Raw genomic sequence first — 8,119 nt, 5'->3', positions numbered from 1 at the left:
ATCGAAATACCTAACTGCTCTGCTTCCCTTCCTACTTCTGTTTCATGAATTTCTTTTTCTAATGTAATTTGTTCTTTTCCTTCCGTTTCAATACCTAGTTCCTCTGCTTTTTCTTCTGTATGCACTGCATGTATCTTACCATTGTTCAATTGTTCTTTACTGCGCTGCGTGTAATCTGTCTTTCCTTTTTGTGTTTCAGAAGGAGAGGCACCCCCTAATATGCTTAAACTCATTACTCCAATAGTGAATACCGTCATCATTTTCTTTTTCAAAATTAATTCCTCCCTCTTACACTTTCTTTTTCAGCATTCCCATAATTTTTTTAATACTATACATACATCTCATCGCTGCTTGAGATAACATTATGATTGATAAAATCCACTCACATACACCTAGTCTCTTCTTCATGTAACGAACGTTCTTTATGCCATACATAATATAAATAGTTTCTTAACTTTCCCTTAAAAAAAAGACGACCTTGTAAAAACAAGATCGTCTTCTTACTTATATTTTTTGATTTTTAGGAAAAATCACTTCAAAACAAGTGCCATTTCCCCATCTGCTCTCTACTGATATTTTTCCATAATGCTTTTCTACAATCCAATTTGCGATTGAAAGACCTAATCCAGCTCCTTCTGACGTACTTCTTGCTTTATCCCCTTGATAAAAACGATCAAATAATTTCGGAATATCTTCTTCTTTCACTCCTATCCCGTCATCCTTCACCTGTATACGAATTGAACTACTCGTTTGCGTACAATCTATTTGAATATGCCCACCTTCGTTTGTATACTTCATCGCATTATCTAACAGTATGACCATCATTTGATGAATCCGCTCTCTATCCCCCATAAAAGATACACCACGTTCTACTTTTAGTATCATTTCTTTTTCCTGATAAGAAGCAATCTCTTTATATGGAGCTACTATTTCTTCTAACAATTTATCAAGTTCAAATGTTTTCTTATCCATCTCAATTTGATTAGAATCAGAACGTGCTAGCAATAATAAATTACTAACGAGTTTCGATAACCGCCTACATTCTTTTGAAATTGTAGAAATATCCATCGCTTTTTCTTCTATCGTAGCGGATGGTGATTGGAATAACACATCCGTTTTTGATTGAATAACTGCAAGCGGTGTCCTTAGTTCATGTGATGCATCAGAAACGAATTGCTGCTGTTTCTCCCATGAATTTTGAATAGGTACAAGTGCTCTGCCAGCTAGGAAAAAGCCGATACCTATCGCACAGAGGCTTCCTATGCTACAACCTATAACGAGGATTAAAAATAAAGTATTTAACATTCTTTCTTCCGCTGTTATATCTCGCACGATTTGAACTATTTCTCCATCTTTTTGAAGCGAAAATGCTCTAAAATATCGTCCTTGTACTTCAATATCTTGTAACTCCCCTAATTTTTTTGGAGAAAACTTTTCCAAATTCTCTTCAAAAATAGAACGGAATTTACGGTTATCGCCCTCTATTTTCACTATTTTCCCATTCCAAGTTATTCTAGTTACTCGCGGATCTCCAATCTGGATATTCTCTATGCGTTTTCTTGGTGGTATTTTAACATCTAATTTTTCTCTATACTGAGCCATCATTTTTATAGATTGATCCACTTCATTATAAATACGCTTATATGTGTATGAATAAATAATACTGCCTAATATACCTATTAATAGGATAAATACTAATGAATTCACTATAGTCAAACGAATGCGTGTCTTTTGAAACATACTTCCTTTTTTCATTGTTCTTTTAATATATATCCAATACCTCGAACGGTTTGAATATCTTTCTGATAACCGAATGGCTCTAATTTTTTACGTAAATGATGCACATACACTTCTACAATTGCTACTGTCGTATCTGAATCAAATCCCCAAACACGATCAAAAATTTGTTCACGCATTAAAATCTTCCCGCTATTTTGAATGAGATACTCTAGTAGCTCATATTGTTTCAATGTCAACTTAATACCTTGTCCATCTACTTGAACGTCTTTATCTTTTCCGAACAATTCAATCCCTTTATAGCGAATCGTTTGCTGCGTTGTTAAACTACCACTTCTGCGTAGTAAAGCGCGAATTCTCGCTTTTAATTCAGGGGCCTGAAATGGCTTAACGATATAGTCATCTCCACCAAAGTCCAATCCCTTCACCCGATCTTCTAAAGAATCTCTCGCTGTCAAAAACAGGACTGGTGTTTCAATCTTTTCATCACGTATTTTTTGAATCACTTCAAATCCGTCCATCCCTGGCATCATCACATCCAACAAAATTGCATCATATATATTTTGAAGCGCTAAAAACAATCCATCTTCTCCATTTATTGCCGTATCTACTTCAAATTCATCACGCAAAATTTGTACGATAGACTCTAATAACGAAGTATTATCTTCTACTACAAGTAAGCGCATGCTCTCACCTTCCATCAAATAGTTCAATTCTATTTATTATTACATTTCTTCTCTTCATAACAAAAGAATGTAGTTATATTACGTAATTTCATTTTCAACTATTTCCTTCTAAAATTTTGAAATTTTATTATAAAAACTTTGTCTTAAATTTACCTTAATAAAAAATTGAAAGAAATAAGATTCCTCTTATCTCTTTCAATTTTTTATTACATATACCTTTTTACTTGGCAACTCCAAACAATTTAGCTGACCACCATACACAGCCCCGCCATCAATTCCAATAATACGATTACTACCAAAATACACTCCGCAATCCTCACTACTATGAAGCGTTTTTGTTTCCGTATGCCCAAATACAACAACCTTTTCACCGCTATATCCATTATGAAATTCATTACGGATCCACATTAACGTATATGGTTCAGATTCAGAAACTCGTTTCATCGGCTCAACCCCAGCATGTACAAATATATACTCTTCTGTTTCAATGTAATGATCTAATTCTTGAATAAACTTTATATGTTCCTCTAATACAGAAGATTGTAAAATCGGTTTTTGGAAGTCTTTCTCATTAACCACAATATCTTCTTCTAGAAATCCATAACTATATAATGTCTTATCTCCACCATTTCTTTTTACCCAATGGTTCCATGAACGTTCCTCATTTGTCGTTAACGCCTTAATCATCATATCTTCATGATTTCCTTTTAAAATGAGAGCTCCCTCTTCTTTCAATTCTTTTACCTTTTCAATTACAGCACGCGCATTTGGACCACGATCTACATAATCTCCCAGTAAGATTAATTGATCCTGTTTCGCATCATATTGAGCTTCTTTCAACAACTGTTCGAACTTTTCTATTTCTCCATGAATATCACTAATAACAAGAATTCTTTTCATATTATCCCCCCTCTTTCTAATTATAGTTCAAAACAACGGAAAATTCCGAATCTTAACCTTGAATTAAATTTATCTCGCATTAACGGGCAGTAAGACCCCCACCTCAAAATTCAGCAGAAGCAAAGAAGTTAGGTGGGGGTAGGGCTGCCCGTAAAAGCCCGATTGGTGAGGGCTAATAATCATTGGGGGATGAAGAAAAGCCCCATTGATTAAAGTTTCACTTTATTACAAACTAAACTATTATCCTTACAACAATGTAAGTCTCTTGTCATCCAATTCGATAGTTGTAATTACTGTATCTCCTTATACTGAGAGTAAGAAATGAAACAAAAAACAAGGAGAGATGAGAGATGAAAAAAGTAATGGAAGTTGTAGTAGCGATAGTAGAGGTTTTCGTAAATGGTAAACAAGTCGCAATGGAGTTGAATAAATAATGAAAAGGACAACATTCACTCTAGACCCTTTACTCATATAAAAGAGATAAGACTTCATCATTTCTTTGATCCCTTATCTCCCTATAAAGAAAGCCGTATCCCTTTTAAGGATACGGCTTTCTCTTATTTTTGACTCGTACGAGCTGAAATGCTAATTGCTCTATCTGTTGCTTTGGCAGCTTCATCTAACGCCTCTTTACTATTCTTTCCGTCATACATTGCTTCCAATGCTTTTACAACTGCATCTCGTGATTCTGGGAATACACTAATTAAAGCACCTTGTGTTGCTGGAGATTGCTTCGTCGCTTGCAGTTGATCTACTGTTACTTTCAACTGTGGATATTTTTCATATTGCTCTTTTACTAACGGCTCATTATATGCATCTGGATTAATTGAGAAATAGCCTGTTGCCGTATGCCATTTCGCTTGTACGTCTGGCTTCGTTAAATATTTCATAAAGTCCCAAGCACCTTGTTGCGTTTCTTCTGAAACCATATTCGTCATCCATAATGATGCGCCTCCAATGACAACACCATTTTGTTTCGAATCCTCTGGATATGGAATATATGAAACACCTACATTAAACTTAGATGCATCAATTAAATCACGAACACCTGCTGAAGAATCTAAATACATAGCAACTTGTCCAGACTGGAACGCAGCACGAATATCATCCCAACTTGCTCCATACTTTCCAAGTGCGCCAGCTTTATTTAAATCATCTAACATTCCAAATACTTTCTGTCCTTCTTTACCGTTAAATACCGCCTTCTTTGCAGCATCTTTACGGCCGTTTTCATTATTTACATATAAAGCACCTTGTGTCGCTAACAACTCTTCAAAGAACCAACCATAGTTAAGCATGGAGAATCCATATTGTTTTACATTTCCGCCTTCTTTAATCGTTAACTTTTTCGCTGCTTCTTGTAATTCCGCATATGTTTTTGGAGCTTTCTCTGGATCTAAGCCCGCCTTTGCGAAAGCATCTTTATTATAAATTAATACTGGTGTAGATGAATTAAATGGCATAGAATACATTTTTCCATCAACTGAATAATAATTTGTAATTGCTTTTTCTAATTTTGACGTATCGTACTTATCTTTTTTTATCCAGCTATCAATTGGTGTGATTTTTTTGCTATCAATCATATATTTCGTTGTAATTTCACTCGATTGAACAAGAGCTGGCGCTTCTTTCGTTGCAGACATCGTTCTAAATTTCGTTAAAGACTCTTCATATGTCCCTTGGAACTCTGCCTTTATCTCGTATTTATTTTGCGACTTATTATAGTCTGCAACAAGACCCTCTAGTACTCCTTGTGTTTTTCCACCCATCGCATGCCAGAAGCGAATTACTGTTTTATCACCATTTTTTTCAACTGGTGCTACTTTTGCCTGAGCTTCAGGTTTTCCCTCTGTTTTACTATTTGAACAAGCGACACTAGATAATGCCATTGTTGCTACCATTAATAGAGCAGCACCTTTTTTTACTAGATTCATTTAAATCTCACCTTCTCTTAATTATTTAATTGCACCTTTTGTTAATCCTTGTTGTAATTGCTTTTGCCCTAAAAATAGTAAAATCAATGTTGGAATAACGATAACCGTAACACCGGCCATTACGCTTCCCCAATCAGTTGCAACTTCTTGAGACTGAAGCTGCTTCACACCGATTTGCACTGTTCTTACTTTTTCATCAGTGGTCACTAAAAGTGGCCATAAATACATATTCCATGTTGTTAAAAAGCTATATACTCCAAGCGTAATAAAACTCGTTTTACAATACGGAATTACAACGCTGAATAAAAACCTTACATTTCCAATCCCTTCAATAAACGCAGCTTCTTTTAGTTCATTCGGAAGTGTCATAAAATGTTGACGTAACAAGAAAATACCGAAAGCTGTTGCAAAAAACGGCACTGTCATCCCGGCGAAACTATTGATCCAGCCAAAGTTTTGAATCGTTAAAAAGTTTGGCACCATCGTTGCTTCCCACGGAATCAGCATCGTTGAAATAAACAGGAAGAAAATTAAGTTTCTCCCTTTAAACTGAAGAAAAACAAAAGCATAAGCTGCTAAACTTGATACGATAAGTTGTCCAATCATAACGACTGTCGATACAATTAAACTGTTATATAAGTATGTAAAAAGTGGTACTTTTTGAAAAATATTAATGAAATTATCAAAAGTAAACTGGGTCGGAAATAACCTTCTCATTTGAATATCGTCTGGTGTCATAAAACTTATTAAAAATGCATACAGTACAGGAAAAAATACCATTACTGCACTAATAATGAGCAGCATGTATAATAGGAAATTTTGTTTCCACTGTTTAACAATCATTTATAATGCACCTTTCTCTCAGCAAACTTAAATTGAAGTAATGTAGCAACGAAAATGAAAACAAATAATACCATCGCTTGTGCACTTGCTGTTCCAAATTGATGATTCACAAACGCCTCTTTGTAAATCGAGTACACAATCAAATTCGTTGCATCATTCGGTCCACCGTGCGTTAAAATATCAATTTGTCCAAAACTTTGGAACGCACTAATTAACGTTACGGTTACAATAAAGAATAAAGTTGGCGATAGCATCGGTAATGTAACACGGCGAAGCTTATATAAATAACTAGCACCATCTATAGATGCACTCTCATATAAAGACGTATCGATATTTTGTAAACCACCTAATATAACTAAAAATGCAAACCCTGTATTCACCCAAACTGTTGTAACTGATACAGAGAATAGTGCCCAGTCCGGACTCGTTAACCATGCGATTGCAGGAAGATTCATAGCGGCTAATATATTATTAAATAATCCTACACTTGGATGAAATAAAAATAGCCAAATCACTGCACTAGCAGCTACTGATATTCCCATCGTCGAAGAAAACAGAACTCGGAATAACCCAATACCTCTTACCTTTCCATTTGCAATCAATGCAAGAAACAAAGCAAATATAATACTCGTAGGCACTGTATATAAAACAAATAGTAAAGTTGATTTTATACTTTTGTAGAAGGCTGGATCAGAGAATAAATATTGATAATTTTCTAAGCCAACGAAAAGATTAGCTTCTCCATGTATATCGGTTAAATAAAAACTATAGTAAATCGTCCTAAACAATGGATAGAACAGAAAAATCGAAAATAGCAAAATAGATGGCGCCAAAAACAATAATCCTATTCTTAAATCTTTCGTTCTCCCCCATAATTTTTTCTTTTTTGACACCTTTGTTTGAACTGGTAACTTACTTACTTCGATCATTATTTCGCCACCACTTTCAACTCTTCTTCAGCTACCACTTTTAAGCGTTCATTCGTGTTTTCGTTAAAGAAGCATAACTTTTCTTGCGAGAATAATAATTTTACTTTGTCACCTTTGTTCAAGAGTAACTGTCCGATGACTTTCGCACTCCAAATTGTTCCATTTACCGCAAAGTTTAATATAGATTCATTCCCTAATACTTCTACAGATTGCAGCGTCACTTCTTGTCCTTCCTCAGACAGTGCAATATGCTCAGGACGCATGCCTATACGAATTATTCCTTCTGGTAATTGCTTTAACTGTCCAATAGATAATGGAATTTGCAATTTCCCTATATGTAATACACCTTTTTCTTTATCCACTTCTCCATCATTTATATTCATAGAAGGAGAACCTATAAAGCTTGCAACAAATTCGTTTGCTGGTTCGTTATATATGTCAAGTGGTGTTCCAACTTGCTGTATACTTCCTTTATTTAAAACCATAATACGATCTCCCATAGTCATCGCTTCTATTTGATCGTGGGTAACGTAAATCATCGTAATTCCTAATCGCTGCTGAATTTCTCTAATTTCAATTCTCATTTGCGCACGTAATTTCGCATCTAAATTCGAAAGTGGTTCATCCATTAAACAGATTGGTGCTTGACTCACGATCGCCCTAGCAAGCGCAACACGCTGTCTTTGTCCGCCTGATAATTGGCCTGGTTTCATTTTCACATACTCTTTCAGTCCTACCATTTCAATAGCTTCCATTAATCGCTTTTGTCGCTCTTCTTTTTGTACTTTTCTTACCTTAAGTCCAAATAAAATATTTTCTTCTACAGATAAGTGTGGATATAATGCATAATTTTGAAATACCATTGATAGATTACGGTCTTTCGGCTCTAGATCATTTGCAACACGTTCATTAATAATTAAATCTCCCGAAGAAATCTCTTCTAAGCCAGTGATCATTCGTAATAATGTGCTTTTCCCGCATCCCGAAGGTCCAACTAAAACAAAAAATTCGCCCTTCTTAATATGAACCGATACGCCTTTAACCGCTGTCTCTTCTGCATTTTTATATACCTTTGAAACATTTTTCAATT

At 35.1% G+C, this 8,119-nt stretch carries 7 protein-coding genes and 1 pseudogene; all 8 read right to left on the bottom strand.

The window, feature by feature from the left end:
- Positions 1-272, bottom strand: a pseudogene (locus tag MR160_RS31980) (transporter); the annotation flags it as partial.
- A gap of 232 nt (positions 273-504) precedes the next feature.
- Positions 505-1,755 (bottom strand): sensor histidine kinase, encoded by a 1,251-nt coding sequence (locus tag MR160_RS31975; protein ID WP_000715828.1) that lies wholly within the window; start codon positions 1,753-1,755, stop codon positions 505-507.
- On the bottom strand, positions 1,752-2,423 hold the full coding sequence (locus tag MR160_RS31970) for a response regulator transcription factor (protein WP_002162940.1): 672 nt from the start codon (positions 2,421-2,423) through the stop codon (positions 1,752-1,754). The genes MR160_RS31975 and MR160_RS31970 overlap by 4 nt, the downstream gene beginning before the upstream one ends.
- Before the next feature lie 195 nt (positions 2,424-2,618).
- Positions 2,619-3,323: a metallophosphoesterase family protein gene (locus tag MR160_RS31965; RefSeq protein ID WP_000821983.1), complete on the bottom strand. Its 705-nt coding sequence runs from the start codon at positions 3,321-3,323 to the stop codon at positions 2,619-2,621.
- A gap of 557 nt (positions 3,324-3,880) precedes the next feature.
- The gene (locus tag MR160_RS31960; RefSeq protein WP_001055010.1) at positions 3,881-5,257 is read right to left on the bottom strand and encodes an ABC transporter substrate-binding protein; all 1,377 of its coding nucleotides are present in this window, start codon (positions 5,255-5,257) and stop codon (positions 3,881-3,883) included.
- Positions 5,258-5,278: 21 nt separating this feature from the next.
- Positions 5,279-6,100, bottom strand: a complete 822-nt coding sequence (locus MR160_RS31955) for a carbohydrate ABC transporter permease (RefSeq protein WP_000635948.1) — start codon at positions 6,098-6,100, stop codon at positions 5,279-5,281.
- Positions 6,097-7,029 carry a carbohydrate ABC transporter permease gene (locus MR160_RS31950; RefSeq protein WP_000573802.1) on the bottom strand — a complete coding sequence of 311 codons (933 nt, stop codon included), beginning with the start codon at positions 7,027-7,029 and terminating at the stop codon, positions 6,097-6,099. The genes MR160_RS31955 and MR160_RS31950 overlap by 4 nt, the downstream gene beginning before the upstream one ends.
- On the bottom strand, positions 7,029-8,117 hold the full coding sequence (locus MR160_RS31945) for an ABC transporter ATP-binding protein (RefSeq protein ID WP_242299064.1): 1,089 nt from the start codon (positions 8,115-8,117) through the stop codon (positions 7,029-7,031). The genes MR160_RS31950 and MR160_RS31945 overlap by 1 nt, the downstream gene beginning before the upstream one ends.
- Positions 8,118-8,119 lie beyond the last annotated feature (2 nt).

It is taken from the genome of Bacillus cereus group sp. BfR-BA-01382 (genome assembly GCF_022663475.1).
GTDB lineage: Bacteria > Bacillota > Bacilli > Bacillales > Bacillaceae_G > Bacillus_A > Bacillus_A thuringiensis_S.
The sequence above is the reverse complement of the archived record's forward strand: the minus strand, read 5'-3'. Positions and strand labels throughout refer to the sequence as shown.

Excerpts from the sequence above, each read along its gene's own strand:
- MR160_RS31955 (WP_000635948.1), bottom strand. The coding sequence starts at position 6,100 with ATGATTGTTAAACAGTGGAAACAAAATTTCCTATTATACATGCTGCTC.
- MR160_RS31975 (WP_000715828.1), bottom strand. The coding sequence starts at position 1,755 with ATGAAAAAAGGAAGTATGTTTCAAAAGACACGCATTCGTTTGACTATA.
- MR160_RS31965 (WP_000821983.1), bottom strand. The coding sequence starts at position 3,323 with ATGAAAAGAATTCTTGTTATTAGTGATATTCATGGAGAAATAGAAAAG.
- MR160_RS31950 (WP_000573802.1), bottom strand. The coding sequence starts at position 7,029 with ATGATCGAAGTAAGTAAGTTACCAGTTCAAACAAAGGTGTCAAAAAAG.
- MR160_RS31960 (WP_001055010.1), bottom strand. The coding sequence starts at position 5,257 with ATGAATCTAGTAAAAAAAGGTGCTGCTCTATTAATGGTAGCAACAATG.
- MR160_RS31970 (WP_002162940.1), bottom strand. The coding sequence starts at position 2,423 with ATGCGCTTACTTGTAGTAGAAGATAATACTTCGTTATTAGAGTCTATC.